Genomic DNA, 15,173 nt, shown 5'->3' with positions numbered 1-15,173 from the left:
GAATGAATCTGTCTATATTGAGCAAAACTGTGAAGGAAATGGCATGATTATAATCCTATGGAGGTTATCCTTTACGATGTACGCACTGATCATAACAGTACTCATTCTCATTCTAATCGTATTTTTACTATGGCTAAGCTATTACCTCGGATATAAAAAACACCTGAACCTGCATGGCGTAAAGCAATATCCAAAACGCAGCGGCGAACTAACTCTCTTTATTGACGGCAGGGAGCTGTATACCCGCTATTTTGACGACATTCGGAATGCAAAAAAGTCATTGGAGATTCAGTTTTATACCATGTGCGACGACAAGATCTGCAATGAATTTCTCAGTATCCTGCGCCAGAAAGCAAAAGAAGGCCTTACCGTCCGGCTGCTGCTCGATCATTATGGCTCAAAAAATGTGACGAAAGCAGAGATCAAACTCTGCCGGGATGAAGGAGTGAAAGTGGCTTTTTCCAATAAGCCTCGTCTTCCTTACCTGCTTTTCACCTCCCTCACCCACAACCATCGAAAAATCAGTGTGATCGATGGGACGATTGGCTATATCGGCGGGTTTAACTTGGGCGAAGAATATCTCGGAAACAATCCGAAGCTTGGCTATTGGAGAGATTATCATCTGAAGGTTCAGGGGAAAGGTGTGGATGACCTGCGGAATCAGTTTTACAGAGATTGGAACGTTGCCACACAAGAGAAGCAAACCTATCTGCCGCAGGAGAACGTCACGGTAACCGGTGGAATCGAGCATCATTTTGAAAGCACGAACGGAGCACATTTGCAGGATATCTTCCTTGCCCTTGTGAAACATGCAAAAAAGGAGCTGTATATCTGCACCCCTTATTTTATTCCTGGAAAGGAACTGACCGATGAGCTCATTAAAGCTATAAAAAGAGGAGTAGATGTTAAAATCCTAGTGCCGTTTCAGGCCGATTACCCGCTCGTAAAGGAAGCTGCTTTCAGGTACTATGGCCTGCTTTTGCCGCATGGCTGCAAGATTTATCGCTTCTACCAAGGGTTCTACCATTCCAAGGTCATTGTCGTGGATGATGAGCTGTGTAATATCGGTTCAGGGAACTTTAACAAGAGAAGCTTCTATTTAAATGATGAAATGAACGGGTTCTTCTATACCCCTTCTTTTATAAACATGGTAAAAGAATCGATTGAAGAGGACATCCGGCGTTCCGAACTTCTTACCTATGAAAGATACCAAAAGAGACCTCTGCTTCAAAAAGGAAGGGAACAAGTTGCCAACCTGCTCTCCCGGTTCTTATAGAATAGACGGTGAAATAGGCCGTCTGTTTTTAGTTGTTTAAAAAACTTCGCCCTTGAAAGCGTTTACTTTCACATATCGTGTTTCACTGCTTCTATTTAAGGTAAAACATAATGCGACACCGTGTGACAATTTTGCTAGAAAAGAAATAGGAACACAGCAACAAGAAAAAATAACCATGCTGTGTTACACTGTCACGAATAACAGAACTACGTTCAAGGAGGTCCAACTCACATGTGGCAACCCCTCATTATTTTCCTTATGCAGCTATCTCTACTCCCGATTGTGACCGTCCGTACCATCTTGCTTGTTAAAGGCGAAACACGAAAAGCGAGTGTCATCGGGGTGGTTGAAGCGGCCATCAACGTCTTGTCCCTCGGGATCGTGTTTCAGGATATGTCGAACATTTGGAACATTGTCGCCTACGCTCTCGGATTTGGAGTAGGACTCCTGCTGGGCGGAGTGCTTGAGAATAAATTGGCCATCGGCTACGTCACGCACCAGATCAACCTGCTCGACCGGTCAGAAAAACTGGTGAACCGCCTTCGCGAAGAAGGATTCGGCGTAACCGTCTATCAAGGTGAAGGGCGCGAAGAAAATGCGCGGTTTCGTCTGGATGTACTGGCGAAAAGAAGCCGGGAAAAAGAACTCCTCCGCATTATCGACGAAATCGCTCCAAAAGCCTTCCTCGTCTCCTTCGAGATCCGCAGCTTTAAAGGCGGCTACCTTACAAAGAGCATGAAGAAAGATAAACATGCAAAATAAATTGAAAAGGTGCCAGGCACCCGCATATTTGCGGTGCCTGGCACCTTTTTCTGTACGATATTATTTCACTTCTTTGGTTTCGAGCAGCTTGTTAATATAGTAGCCTCCATCGTATGGAGCATATATCGCATAGCGGGATTTGAATTTCTTTCTCTTTGTTTCTCCATCGCCATACGTAATATCAAAGGTTTCGTATGCTGAAACATGGATCATTTCTTCATCGAACTGCTCAACGTCAATCACTTCATAATCCACCAATTTTTCTGTGATTCCTTTTTCGTTCACATAATCGATGTACTTGCTCGTTTCATCGTATGCATCTCCACTTTCATCGAGATAATCGGAGATCATCGAGAAATCATGGGTGTTCATCGCTTCTACAGACAGTTTGACGTACTCACGCATAAAGTTCTTAACTTCATCTTTATATAATCCACTATCGTCATCCATTGTTTCGTCTCCTGCGGCCATAGCGGATTCGTCATAGTCAATGTCCAGGCTCACGTCTTCATCGTTGTTGACCACAACCGATTCACTTTTCATTTTTCCGACGTCAAAGTTTTTTTCTGCATGAAGCGAAATGGAACCGTCTGTAGCCACCGGCCCGAATTTATCGATGTCATCGATTGTTTTGCCGGTGTCCTTGCCGTTGACAAACAGGTTGGCATCACCATAGTTGGAACTGATGTAAACGTATTTCCCTTCAAGAGGAACCTCCACCTCAAGAAGGTTTTTTTCCGCTTCTGACACATCAACGTCCACGTCATCGGAGAGGGTTGCGTACTCTCCTTTGTACTCCACTTTTACATTATGGCTTCCCGGCAGGATTTCCCCTGCTTTTACAATGCCGTCCTCTTTATCCAGAATCCCTTTTTTCTTGCCGTCCAGGTAAACGGATGAATCTTCAAAGTTAGAAGTCACTTTAACAGTTACCGGTTTGACCTCGACCACATAGTGATCAAAGAACAGCCATTCTTTGCCGTCTCTTTTCAATTGAAGCCATTCATTATCATGTTCATCGGTAATCGGACGGGCAAGTGTCTCGCCGTCCATCCCGCTTGCTTGTTTTTCCAGAGAATCGATCGCTGATGAAAACGAGTTGTTTTTACTGGCATATTCAATAAAGTCTTTCGTAGTCTTGTCATCCGCTTCAATTTCAGACTGTCCTTCGTTAATGAAGCCTTTTACCGCTTCCGTGTCTTTGTTTTCAATAGCCTCTTTAAAATTCTTCACGGTAGCAGACGGACCTGTTTTGCCCTCTATCACTTTATAAGCCGTAAAACCGGCAATGAGAAGGACCACCAGGGCAGCCACTGAAATGATCAGCGGCTTGTTGGGACGTTTGCTCTTTTCTGAAGAACGGCTCCCTGTCGGCTCAGCTGGTGCTGGCACTGATTCCTGTCCTTTATACGGAGTTCCGCAGTTTTTGCAGAATCCGCTGCCCCTAGGCAGCTGGGTTCCGCATTCCTTGCAAAAGTTCATGGTTTACCCTCTTTCTTTTCTATCAAACTCTTTTTAATGTTGTCTTAAACGTGCAATATAGCTTCCCGCATAAGCGAGCAGTGCGGAGAAGATCAGACTGGCAAACAACGTGCCGAAGAAGGAGAACCCGAGAGAAAAATGAATGCCTCCCATATCGTCCATACTCATTTGGCTCATCAAGTCACCTGATACCGTAATCGCTAAACGTGTTGCCGTAATAATAAACGTGAGCAGCACACTGTATACCGCACTGAAAATGAGTAAATCTTTGTTGAAATTCTGTGATTTTAAATAAATGCGGTAGCCGGCATAGAGAAACAGTACAACCGGAATGAGCAGCCCAAGATACATGTAAGCATCAAGGTTCAGTGTTTCTTCAATCGCATAGCGAAAACCGGATACAATAGAGTTATCTGTAGCTGTGCCGCCCGCTCCCGAGAAGAGGGACAAATGCAAGGACCCGGAATCACCGTCAGCTGTACCCTGGAACTTGAAGGTAGAGAAGTTAAGAATGTTCCAAACATATAAACCCAGCTGCGTTATGAATACGAAAACGGCCGTCCAAGGTACATTTTCAGAAGGAGCTGCCTCATCGTTAATCTTGATTACACTGACGATAAAGAGCACCAAGGTTGTTAAAATCACACCGCGTACAAGTGTGCTTGCCGCCTGATGGATCGGCTCTCCATAGGAAAGGCGTGAAGATAGATGCCCTGTCGTTTTAAAAGCACCGAGCTGGAGCAAAGTCCCAAGGAAGCTGAACAATGTTCCGATTACAAAGCCATTGAACAATGAGCCCCAGAATGAATAATCCGTATCGATGGAAAGATGCATTTTCATAAATTCTTCATTAACAGAAAGATTATAGGAGAATCCTGCAAAGAAAGACAGGATGGCAAGGACCAGTGCATATACAGCACCAATAATTAAAGCGGCGCTAAAGCGGTTTGCCAATGCTTCACTTTTGTTTTTCGCAGCATAAAAATATCCCCCAGCCACAAGACCGATGAATGGAATGAGAAGCAGAATAAGCACACCTGACTTTGTTTCAAAATCAGCGCTGCTTGAATGCGTTTCTTCTCCTGCACTTCCCTTGATCCCTGCGTGAATGGTCGAATCCACCATATGCGAAGCAAGAATCCAGTCTGTCACACCTACCAGCGAATCAGGCTCGGGGGCATCGACCCCGTCTCCAAGGGAGCCCATCTCTGACAGAATGGAACCTACATTAAATTCACTAATTTCATCATTTTCTAAAAGCGCTTCTACCTTTTTGTTCAAAATCCCGTTAATTGCAAATGAAAGAATAAGTACAACTAAAAAAGAAATCAGTGCTCCGCCAAGGGCGAATTTTACTTTTTTTGAATTCAAAACGGTTTGTTTCACGTTTTGCAGGGTTTGGCTGTTCACCGTGTTTTTCAGCGTATCACGAGCTGCCCCTGTAATGGCTGTTAAATCTTCTTTACCTTTGGTTAATGCAAACAAGCTCGCTGAACATGACCGGCAATAGTTTTGCTGCCTGTCATTTTCTGTTCCGCAGGATGAGCAGAACCTGGAGTCCCGGCTTGTGAAAAGGCCGTTCGGTTTTTTTGGAAGGTTAAGTGCCGCACCGTCTTTGGCGCAATAATTCATGTTCGGATCATTTAAATGTCCACAACTGCTGCAATACACGCAAGTCCCCCCTTAAACCGTTTTATTTCCGCAGCATCCGCAATACTCGGATCCGCTTGGAATCATTTCACTGCATGTACGGCATTGAAGCGTATATTGCTCGCTATTCTGGTTTGGAATCACAACTGGTTTTCCGCAGCTGCCGCAAAATTTGTCAGCGGAACTGACAGGTGCTCCGCATGAGCATGAATATCCGCCGTCCGTATTTTTACGGTTCAGCTCTTCAATGGTTCTGTTCACTTGGAAAATCGCCGTATCCTGTACTTGAATCTCTTCAGCCATACGTGATAAATGAGCAGGAACAAACTCCCCTTTGCGGATCAAGGAATAGACTTCTTCCCCTAATCCCACGATAAGCTCGAGCCGTTTAGCCGATGCTTCTGCTCCCGATTTCCTGAGCTGTCCCACTTCTTGGGCAGTATGCAGCTTCTGCTTTCCCTGCTGGAGGCTGCCCTGAATTTTGGTAAGTCCATCCCCTAACTTAGCCTGCAAATCTGACATAAAATTTTTCTCCCCTTTTTCACCTTTAAAATATATAGAATAGCGTCCAAAAATCAAGGACGGTGCTCCCTTTTGTATCGACCCAAAGCATTCCTTTTTTACTACTTTTTTATTATACCGATATATGACTAAAAGACTACCTTTTATTTACTATATTTCTCATTTTTTCTTTTTATGAGGAAAATGAATGCCGATACTTGTAATAAAATTACAATTTACAATCAAAAAAGTTCCTATCCCATTGTATTGGGATAGGAACTTTTTGATTTCAGTTAAACAAATAACCCAAAATCTCCGGCAGGCGTTTTCTCCAATCTGCTTCGTTATGTATGCCGCCTTCGACTACGTCATAGCGGCAGTCACTCACCTTATCCTTCATGATCTCGTAAACCCGGTCGCTTGAATCGATATACATCTGGTTATTTACGTTTCCGGAGTCTTCCTTTGTACCAACGTCCATGTAGAATTTTTTCACGCTGGAAAGGTCGCTGTCCCGGATCAGCTCTTCAATCTCCTGCTGGCTGAACCAATAGGCAGACGATACAGAAGCTACCCGAGTGAAAATAAGCGGATAGGCGCAGGCCGCGTATGTCGAGATTAAACCGCCCATCGAGCTTCCTGCCATCAGCGTGTCATTGCGCTGGGTACGGTATTTTTGATCAATCAGAGGTTTGAGTTCATGCACGATATAATCGATGTATTTTTCACCCTCGCCGCCGTAAGCATTTTTATCCAGGTTCAGCTTGTCTGCAATGTCGGCATTCTCCCATGGACCGTACTCATCCAGACGGTCAGTTCCATCCGCACAATCAATCCCCACGACAATCAGCTCAAGACCGCTTTCTTCTATATAATCCTTTACACCCCAGGATGTGCCGAAGCTCGCATCTCATCACGGTACAGGTTCTGTCCGTCATGCATGTACAGGACAGGATATGTTTTTCCGCTTGTTTCATAACCATTCGGCAGGCAGACCCTTACCTTCCGTTTTCTCTGAAATGGCGTGATGACAACTTCGAACGTATCAATCATTTTCCACTCTCCCATTCTTCGGTTTTCTTACATCATGACGGAATGAGAGAGCAATTTGCAAACCTTTTTTAGTGGGCTGGTTTCTTTTTGTTTTGATAAGGAAACGCAGCAACCGTGTTTTTGTGAAGAGGTGTTAAAGGCTTATCTTTATCCAAAGCATCTTCATGAACCGGGTTTCGTTTTATGTTCACAAACGCGGAAACGTTCGTCAGAATCCCCATCGAGAACATGATGACCAGAAGTGATGACCCGCCATAGCTTAGAAAAGGCAGTGGAACACCGGTAACTGGCAGGAGCCCTGTGGCAGCGCCAAGGTTAATGAACGATTGGATCCCGATCATACTGGCCACTCCGAACGCCAGCAGCCGGCCGAACGTATCTTTACAGCGCAGGCCAATGATAAATCCTCTGATCACGATGTAAAATAATCCTGTGATTGAGGCCAGAACACCGGCAAATCCAAACTCCTCCGAGACGTTGGCGATGATGAAATCTGTCTGTCCCTCTGGCAAGTATCCATACTTTGTACGCCCGTTCCCGAGCCCTACCCCTTCCATTCCTCCGGCAGAAATGGCGACATAGGAATTGATGAGCTGATAGCCCTCTTTCTGGTGTTCAAATGGTGAGTAGGCTCCCTTAAAACGGGAAAGCTGTTCATCACTAGCCACAAACATGAAGAAAACAATCATCAGTACTGCCGACGATACCGAAAGAATCGCAACATGGCGAAAGCGTATCTTCGCACAAACCAGGATACATGCCGCAATGGAAACCAGGATGAGCATTGAACCGAAGTCAGGCTGCATGAGAATAAGGAAGGCAATAAATCCAACGACGACTAACGGTGGTGCAATGGCCTTGTTAAAGTCGGAAATGTAGGATTGTTTCTTCGATAATATCGATGCCAAGTAGATGATGATCGCGATTTTTGCCGCTTCAGCCGGCTGAAGGTTAAACCCTCCCAGACTGATCCACGATTGCGCATTATTAACGACCTTTCCCAAAACAAAAACAAGAATTAATAGAAAGACCGTCACCGTAATTAATAGTTTTGTTAGTTTCATATACGCTTTGTATGGAAAGATAGAGGAGAGACAAAAAATCACAAAACCTCCGAGTACAAAAATGAGCTGCCGATTAAAGAAGAAATCAGCTTCTCTACCATAATTAAATGCGACCCAATAGCTGCTGCTATAGATCATGACTAAACCAAATATACATAAGCCAACCGTGGCCACTACTAAACTATAATCCATATTCTTTATTAATTTTTTCAGCATAATTTGATCACCCACTCTTATTCTACTCTATATTGGAACATCTTGGATGATAAATTATGCGACAAAATCGATACATTATCCTCTGAACCGGACAAAAAAAGACAGCGTTCACTGCTGCCTGTTTTTTAACTATCCATTTAATAGAAGCTATTTTACAACTCCTCTGTTAATTTTACTTTTTTGTAACAGCACCTCCATAGGCAGGACTCTCAATACTATTGCAGAAAATAATAACTATAAAGCTATGGGGGTGCGATTCTTGAACAAAGACACGTTTGATCTCTTTTTAGTAGAAGCTTCAACAGACCAAAAACGGCAGCGGGCGGTTTACACGGTCTCCTCTGTCCAGGAAGCCTATGATAAATTCATGGGAGAACTCAAAACCAACCCAGAAGTAAACCAAAAACTAAAATCACTCACCATCAAAAGTGGAACCGTCTCGTATGATATTTTCAAGTAATAGATTTAAATTTAAGCAGCCCTCTCCTTATTTAACAGGAGGGGCTTTTTACATTTTAAAAATAGCGTTGGGTGTCCTCTGGTTTTTGGTTATGAGTACTATTCCTATGACATATTTTTAAATAAATAAGAGCCACTAAAGGAGTAATGGAATCGATGCCTAACGGACTAAATTATAAAATGAGAACCCAGTTTCTATTAATAGCAGATGATCGGACCCTTGCAAAATTACTAAAGCACTTTGCACTGAACGGTATAAACATCAATGGCTTCCAACAATTGAAACCAGATCCCAACAGTCCTCAAAATGTCGTTAGATTTGTAGTCGGAAGTACAGAAGGTGAGATTCCGAACGAAATTCAGGCCGTCAGGAATACTCTTTATCCTTTGCATTTGCATTGGACAGAAAAGCAAGTCATTCAAATCCTTGATATTGCTTCAGGTGCACCCGGACAAATCGGAATGATCCATGGGGCATTGTGGTGTAGAGTGACAATCGAAGCGATTTATCTGGGAGAGAAGACAAAAATTTTTTTGGATGTTTCAAACAATAAGGAAGCCATAAGAATTCTTTCTCAGCCACAGCTTCAGCTCTGCCGTTAAAAAAAGAAACGGTGCCAGGCACCACGATTACACACTTGTGTAATTGAGGTGCCTGGCACCTTGAAAAGCGCCTTGAAAGGAATGGCACTGCATTTTCTCTTGTTGTAAGCCGTCCATTCCCTGCCAGGTTCCAGTCAGCGTTAAGCGGCCATCTGGCAGCCATTCAGGCACCAGCCTCCCCACTCCGCTCCGCAGCTCATTGTTCTTGTTCACATGATGGTATTTAAAATGAAGTTCCCCTTCATGATCAACCATGCCGACTAATGTCCCGCATTGTATGCCCTCTCCGATATAAGCGGCACGCACGATCAAACCTTCCTGAATGCAGGTAAAGTAAATAGGTGAACATTTATCACGGACTTCGTGTTCCGGCACAGACACAAATACTTGATTGTGATAGGTAGCCATTGGTTTACACGCCTCTCCTTTTTATTCAACAGGCTTGTAGTACATATCTTTATGCAACTATACGGAAAAATGGCTATATAAAATAGAAATTCGTAATATTTTCTAACAGGAAATTTTGTTTTGGTTCCTTCTGGGTTTAGGTTATTCTATTTTTGTTAAAAAAGTTGTCGTAGATGGCTGCATTATATGTCTACATTTATTTTTCCATCGCCTACTCTTATGTGTATCCGCCAAACATTGAATCTAAACGACATATCGCATCATATTTCCCGGAAAATAATCGACAGCATCCTAATCTTTCTTCTTAACGTGAACAACAGCCTCTGCATCCTATACCACCAAAAGTAATGACGTTTACAGGTTTACGTAAAGCATGCTGTCTTTGTGCTGAACAGTTGCATCTGATTCGCAGCAAACTAATCACCTCCTCCTAGTAATCTATGATGATTTTAATGGAATGCTTGTACGTGGGGCTTATTTTCCTTTATAAAAAATTAACTGTTCAGCCATCAGTGATGATGGTATTCTAAATAATGGTATTTCTTGAATATATAAAGGGGAAGTGGTGAGGTTATGGCTCAAGATAAAAGAATGGGGTTCGTCGTGCTGGCAATGGCTTTGGGGCTTTTCATGTCTTCATTGGATAACACAATTGTTTCAGCCAGCATCAGTCAAGTGATTAAAGACATCGGCGGTTTTGACAAAATGAGCTGGATTTTCACAGCCTATATGCTGTCAGCGACCAGTACAATGCTCGTTTTTGGGAAGATGAGCGATTTATTTGGACGAAAGCTGTTTTATTTGATTGGTATCAGCATGTTTCTGATTGGATCCGCTCTGTGCGGAACCGCCCAGAACATCGACCAGCTGATCTTTTACCGTGTCATTCAGGGTATCGGGTCAGGTGCAATTTTCCCTATTTCTTTTACGATTATCTATTCAGTCTCAACTGATCCGAAGCAAGCAGCTAAAATGTCGGGTATCTTTGCAGGTATCTTTGGAATCTCCTCCGTTCTGGGGCCGCAGATCGGCACATGGATTTCCGAGTCTTCCTTATTAGGCTGGAGATGGTGCTTTTACGTTAACGTTCCTTTTGGTTTGCTTTCGATTGTTACGCTGGCCATCGCTCTAAAAGAATCCAAATCCGACTTTAAACCTAAGGTTGATTACTTAGGAACATTGCTGCTCGTTTCCTCTACCGTCCTGCTTCTGCTTGGACTGGAGTGGGGAGGAAAAGATTATGCATGGGATTCAGCACAGATCATTGGACTGTTTTCCGGAGCCGCAGTATCCATTGCGCTATTCCTATTGGTAGAACGAAAAGCGCAGGAACCGATCCTTCCGCTTTCCATCTTTAAAAATAAAATGGTCCTCGGAACGAGCATCGTCGTGTTTTGCCAAGGTGCGATCATGTTCTCGGCCATCACCTACTTGCCTATTCTTTCGGTGGCTGTCATCGGGAACGAAAACTCAAACAGCGTACTGACGCCGATGATGTTTCCGATCATGGTTGGGGCTATAACAGCTGGTTTCCTTTGTACCAAATTACGCTTCCGCACAATCATGGCGTTTGCGATGGGTGTTGGGATCATCGAAGCTTACTTGCTCGGAACCATTACACACGAAACCGCGAACTGGGTCGTAACGGGAGTCATGATCGGACTCGGCCTCCTCGTTCTTGGGCCGCTCATGAGCGTTTCACAAAATGCCGTTGCCCAGTCTGTAGATCGTAAATACATCGGGATTGCCTCTTCTGTCGTCGGATTCTGGCGGAGCATCGGCGGTGTAATGGGGGCTGCCATTACCGCTACGATCGTAAACAATGATCTAAAAGACAAGATGAAGGAATTTGCGGCCTCCTCTCAGCTTCCAGCGGATAAAGTGGAGCAGATGGCTAAGCCGGAAATCCTGATGCAAAAGAACATTCAGCTTCCCCCTCAAGTCGTCAGCTTTTTAAGAGATGCGGTCGAAAAGGCTTTGCACCACGGGTTTTACCTCGCGTTAATCGCTTGTGCCATTGGTTTTATCGTTGCCCTGTTCGTCGGAGGCGATCGCTATGTGATGGGCAACCGAAATCAGAAAACAGAAACCCGGGAAGAAGTGCCGGCAAGTTAATAGAATTTGGGAAGGGGCTGTCCTGAAAGTCGAAAATTGACCTTCAGGCAGCTCCTTTGACGTGAAAAATCTTCAATGAAAAGTTGATTGGAGTGCAAGGTGCGAGACTCCTCGAAAATGAACTTCACATTTTCTTCGTGCGATAAAAAGCTGCCGGAGCCTTCCTTGTCCTGCGGGACTAGCGTGACAGGTGAGACTCCCGCAGGCGCTTGCGCCAAAAAGTAGGCGTTCACGCCGGTAAGGCTCACCGCACGCCCCGCGAAAGTAGGAGCTCGCGCCGGTAAAAGCGAGCAGCCTGGAGCGGAGATCAACCGCTACCAGACTTCTTGGACAGCCCCTTTTATAACCAAAAAAGACCCAGGCGCCATAGCCCGGGTCTTCCAATTTCATTTACAGCTCTAATTTCGCGATATCTTCCCAATAATGGCACAGAACGCGCATCCCTTTATCAAAATTCTCAAGATGGAAGTGCTCATTTGGTGCGTGGAAGTTTTCATTCGGCAGGCCGAATCCCATCAATACAATCGGCAGGTTAAACAACTGTTTAAATGTTGCGATGATCGGAATGGAACCGCCGCTTCTTATATAGGAAGTCTTCACATCGTACACTTTTTCATAAGCCTCCCCTGCTGCCTGAACATAAGGATGATCGATCGGCGTCAAGTAAGGATGCCCTTGATCAAAGCGAGACATTTCTACTTCAACTCCAGCTGGGAGATGCTTCGTGATATGCTTTTTGAGCTGTTCAACAATCTTATCAGGATCCTGATTCGGTACAAGACGGCACGAAATTTTCGCATGGGCTTCTGACGGCAGTACGGTTTTCAAACCTCCGCCTTGATAGCCGCCATAGATCCCGTTCACCTCAAGAGTCGGACGGGTCCATGTGCGCTCAAGGTAAGAGTAGCCTTCTTCACCGTATAACTCATTCACACCTAATTCCTTCTTCACTTCCTCCTCATTAAACTGAAGGGAAGCAAACTCTTCCTTCTCCTGTTCGGTAACCGTCAAAACATCATCATAGAAACCATCCACCAAAATATGTCCGTCCTCACTATGGAAGGAGTCTACGATTTTAACGAGTGCATGAATGGGATTCTGAATCGCCCCGCCATACAGTCCGGAGTGAACATCTCCGCTCGGTCCCTTCAAATCGATCTGCAGGCCGCACAATCCTCTAAGTCCGTAAGTGATGGCGGGTTTTCCTTTTTCGATCATGCCTGTATCCGAAACCACGATCAGATCAGCAGCTAATAAGTCCTTATGTTCCTCCGCAAAAGCAGGCAGGTTGGGGCTTCCCATCTCTTCCTCGCCCTCAATACAGAACTTGAAGTTCAACGGCAGTGTACCTGTTGTTTCTAAATAAGCTTCCAGTGCTTTAAAGTGCATAAAGGTCTGGCCTTTATCATCACTCGCCCCACGGGCATAGAGCTTTTCATCACGAATCTCAGCAGAAAATGGCGGGCTGTTCCATAGCTCGACCGGGTCGACAGGCTGGACATCATAATGGCCATAGATGAGGGCAGTCGGCTTTCCTTCTGCCTTAAGCCATTCCCCATAAACGACCGGGTGTCCTTTTGTCTCATATACCTTTACATTATCCATGCCTAGCTGGCGCAAGGATTCTGCGGTCCATTGCGCTGCTTTTTCCATATCTCCCTTGTGCTCTGTCTGCGTCGAGATGCTTGGTATGGCGAGAAAATCTTTCAGCTGGCTCAAATGGGCATCTCTGTTGCTTGCAAGGTACTCTTCTATTTTTTCGTTCATGGTATGTACTTCCTTTCCTCTTCGAATTATTGGTTTTCTTCCAGCAATTTTACCAAACGCTTAGGCGCAGTCCGCTGATAGGCTTCAAGAATCAGGCTATGAATCTCTTTCCAGTTCATTCCGCCTGAATGGTAGATCGAGGTCCAGCCGTGCTGGCCGATGTAAGCAGGTCTGAAAAACCGATCCTCTTGAAGAAGTATTTCCTGTGTTTCCGGCAGTGTTTTTATCGCCAATGAAGTTCCCTGTTCATTCTCTCCCATGATGACGAAGGGCTTGTCCTTCACACGGAACGATGTATGGCCAAAACCGTCGACATGCTCCGTTACTTCCGGAAAACCAATACAAATTCCCCGGACCTGCTGCAGCATTTGCTTGCCTGTCTCTGAAACGATTTCTTTATGGCTTGCCACCTTACTTTCCCTCCTTTAAAAGGTCCATTCCGAACGTTTCCTTCAGTCCTTTTTTCCCCTCTTCTGTTACCTTAACCGCCCGGTGCTGCGGAACTCGCTCAATCCATCCCCGCTCCAATAATTGTTCCAAAAGGGCATTGCCCAGCGCTCCTGCCAGATGATGGCGGCGCTCACTCCAATCCAGGCACCGATGGGAGAAGGACCGGCGTTTCTTGCTGATTGTTTCAAGGTCGATGCCCAATCCATTGAAAAAATGAACGCCTTCTTCCGTTACCATAAAATTCTCCTCATCTTCGTCCAAAAAATCTGCTTCCAGCAATGCATCGGTCAGCTGAACTCCGACGCTGCCCGCCAGATGGTCATAGCACGTTCTCGCAAACCTCATCGCCTTGTCCTGTGAGGACTGCTTCAGCGATTTGATTTTTACAGGCGGTGCAATTAAAAGAAAGGACTCCATCACCTTAGCGACCTCTTCGTTATGAATGCCGTAATAACGGTGCCTCCCTTGTTTTTCCTGAGCAATCACACCAGCCTCCTGCATTTTTGACAGGTGAAAGCTTGCGGTCTGCGGTTTGATGCCGGCCATAAAAGCGAGTTCGCTCGCCGTATGAAACCGGCCGTCCATCAAGACCGTTAATATGGCCGCGCGTGAAGACTCGCTTACGATCGAAGCAATTTCAGCCACATTCGATTGTGCCATCAATCTCATCGCCTCCTTTTACATCCATACTTCGATGAACATCGAAGAATTCCTGCTTTATACTGAATGCGAATCCAATATAAAGGAGAATACAAATGAAGACTTTGCCAAACACCTCATTCATCACACCGAAAATTTTATACTACGGAACACCTGTCGTTCTGCTGACCACATTAAATGAGGATCGCACGGTCAACATCAGCCCCATATCGTCCTCCTGGGCACTCGGCAACTGTATCCTATTAGGCATCGGAATCGGTGGAAAAGCCATAGAGAACCTGGAGAGAACACCGGAATGTGTGCTAAATATACCGGACGCTTCGCTTTGGGAACAAGTTGAAAGACTTGCTCCTTATACAGGAAAAGATCCGGTTCCACCATACAAACAAGAGCTTGGCTTCACCTACAAAAAAGATAAGTTTGCCGAAGCAGGTTTCACTTCCACTTCATCCATTTCAGTCCAGCCTGAAAGAATCGCAGAATGCCCTCTGCAGATTGAAGCCGAAGTAAAGCAGATCCGGATTCCCGAGTACTCACCGTTCTTTGCGATTGTGGAGACCCAGGCTGTCAGCGTTCATGCCCACACCGACATCATCAAGGGGGAAAATCACATCGATCCTGCTAAGTGGAATCCTTTAATCTATAATTTTCGCCATTACTTCAGTCTGGGAGAAGAGCTCGGAAAAACATACCGTTCGGAGACGTAA

The 15,173-nt window shown here is 45.0% G+C and carries 17 protein-coding genes; 6 read left to right on the top strand and 11 right to left on the bottom strand.

Annotated features, from left to right (window positions below; all coding sequences use genetic code 11):
- Positions 1-43: 43 nt before the first annotated feature.
- Positions 44-1,276 carry a cardiolipin synthase gene (gene cls / locus AR335_RS15485; protein ID WP_156419024.1) on the top strand — a complete coding sequence of 411 codons (1,233 nt, stop codon included), beginning with the start codon at positions 44-46 and terminating at the stop codon, positions 1,274-1,276.
- Between the two features lie 231 nt (positions 1,277-1,507).
- Complete coding sequence (locus tag AR335_RS15480) at positions 1,508-2,038, top strand: DUF2179 domain-containing protein (RefSeq protein WP_062237578.1); 531 nt, start codon at positions 1,508-1,510, stop codon at positions 2,036-2,038.
- 60 nt (positions 2,039-2,098) lie between these two features.
- On the opposite strand, the gene AR335_RS15475 is transcribed toward AR335_RS15480, so the two are convergent.
- The 6 genes from AR335_RS15475 to AR335_RS15455 form a co-directional block, all read right to left on the bottom strand.
- Positions 2,099-3,520: a zinc ribbon domain-containing protein gene (locus AR335_RS15475; protein WP_062237576.1), complete on the bottom strand. Its 1,422-nt coding sequence runs from the start codon at positions 3,518-3,520 to the stop codon at positions 2,099-2,101.
- Between the two features lie 33 nt (positions 3,521-3,553).
- Positions 3,554-5,191 carry a zinc ribbon domain-containing protein gene (locus tag AR335_RS15470; RefSeq protein ID WP_062237575.1) on the bottom strand — a complete coding sequence of 546 codons (1,638 nt, stop codon included), beginning with the start codon at positions 5,189-5,191 and terminating at the stop codon, positions 3,554-3,556.
- Positions 5,192-5,203: 12 nt separating this feature from the next.
- Entirely contained in the window at positions 5,204-5,692 is a 489-nt protein-coding gene (locus tag AR335_RS15465; RefSeq protein ID WP_082683581.1) for a zinc ribbon domain-containing protein, read from the bottom strand.
- 268 nt (positions 5,693-5,960) lie between these two features.
- Complete coding sequence (locus tag AR335_RS15460; protein ID WP_255357591.1) at positions 5,961-6,512, bottom strand: alpha/beta hydrolase; 552 nt, start codon at positions 6,510-6,512, stop codon at positions 5,961-5,963.
- Positions 6,513-6,550: 38 nt separating this feature from the next.
- Positions 6,551-6,724, bottom strand: a complete 174-nt coding sequence (locus tag AR335_RS25245; RefSeq protein ID WP_255357590.1) for an alpha/beta hydrolase-fold protein — start codon at positions 6,722-6,724, stop codon at positions 6,551-6,553.
- Between the two features lie 68 nt (positions 6,725-6,792).
- The gene (locus tag AR335_RS15455; RefSeq protein WP_082683554.1) at positions 6,793-8,004 is read right to left on the bottom strand and encodes an FtsW/RodA/SpoVE family cell cycle protein; all 1,212 of its coding nucleotides are present in this window, start codon (positions 8,002-8,004) and stop codon (positions 6,793-6,795) included.
- A gap of 259 nt (positions 8,005-8,263) precedes the next feature.
- Between AR335_RS15455 and AR335_RS15450 the strand changes: the two genes are divergently transcribed.
- Both AR335_RS15450 and AR335_RS15445 read left to right on the top strand, forming a co-directional pair.
- A complete protein-coding gene (locus tag AR335_RS15450; RefSeq protein WP_062237570.1) occupies positions 8,264-8,464 on the top strand; it encodes a hypothetical protein in 201 nt (66 codons plus the stop codon).
- A 155-nt stretch (positions 8,465-8,619) separates the two neighbouring features.
- The gene (locus tag AR335_RS15445) at positions 8,620-9,066 is read left to right on the top strand and encodes a hypothetical protein (protein WP_062237568.1); all 447 of its coding nucleotides are present in this window, start codon (positions 8,620-8,622) and stop codon (positions 9,064-9,066) included.
- A gap of 27 nt (positions 9,067-9,093) precedes the next feature.
- On the opposite strand, the gene AR335_RS15440 is transcribed toward AR335_RS15445, so the two are convergent.
- Positions 9,094-9,474 (bottom strand): hypothetical protein, encoded by a 381-nt coding sequence (locus AR335_RS15440; RefSeq protein ID WP_062237565.1) that lies wholly within the window; start codon positions 9,472-9,474, stop codon positions 9,094-9,096.
- Between the two features lie 573 nt (positions 9,475-10,047).
- Here AR335_RS15440 and AR335_RS15435 point away from each other — a divergent pair.
- A complete protein-coding gene (locus tag AR335_RS15435) occupies positions 10,048-11,589 on the top strand; it encodes an MFS transporter (protein ID WP_062237563.1) in 1,542 nt (513 codons plus the stop codon).
- On the opposite strand, the gene AR335_RS24210 is transcribed toward AR335_RS15435, so the two are convergent.
- The 4 genes from AR335_RS24210 to AR335_RS15420 form a co-directional block, all read right to left on the bottom strand.
- Positions 11,586-11,900, bottom strand: a complete 315-nt coding sequence (locus tag AR335_RS24210; protein ID WP_156419023.1) for a hypothetical protein — start codon at positions 11,898-11,900, stop codon at positions 11,586-11,588. The two genes, AR335_RS15435 and AR335_RS24210, sit on opposite strands and share 4 nt — an antisense overlap.
- A gap of 79 nt (positions 11,901-11,979) precedes the next feature.
- The gene (locus AR335_RS15430; protein WP_062237561.1) at positions 11,980-13,356 is read right to left on the bottom strand and encodes a dipeptidase; all 1,377 of its coding nucleotides are present in this window, start codon (positions 13,354-13,356) and stop codon (positions 11,980-11,982) included.
- Positions 13,357-13,382: 26 nt separating this feature from the next.
- On the bottom strand, positions 13,383-13,766 hold the full coding sequence (locus AR335_RS15425; protein WP_369795847.1) for an MmcQ/YjbR family DNA-binding protein: 384 nt from the start codon (positions 13,764-13,766) through the stop codon (positions 13,383-13,385).
- 1 nt (position 13,767) lies between these two features.
- The gene (locus AR335_RS15420) at positions 13,768-14,469 is read right to left on the bottom strand and encodes an ArsR/SmtB family transcription factor (protein ID WP_062237559.1); all 702 of its coding nucleotides are present in this window, start codon (positions 14,467-14,469) and stop codon (positions 13,768-13,770) included.
- Between the two features lie 92 nt (positions 14,470-14,561).
- On the opposite strand from AR335_RS15420, the gene AR335_RS15415 reads away from it, so the two are divergent.
- Positions 14,562-15,173 (top strand): flavin reductase family protein, encoded by a 612-nt coding sequence (locus tag AR335_RS15415; RefSeq protein ID WP_062237557.1) that lies wholly within the window; start codon positions 14,562-14,564, stop codon positions 15,171-15,173.

Source organism: Fictibacillus sp. FJAT-27399, from assembly GCF_001510655.1.
Taxonomy (GTDB): Bacteria; Bacillota; Bacilli; order Bacillales; family Fictibacillaceae; genus Fictibacillus_C; species Fictibacillus_C marinisediminis.
The sequence above is the reverse complement of the archived record's forward strand: the minus strand, read 5'-3'. Positions and strand labels throughout refer to the sequence as shown.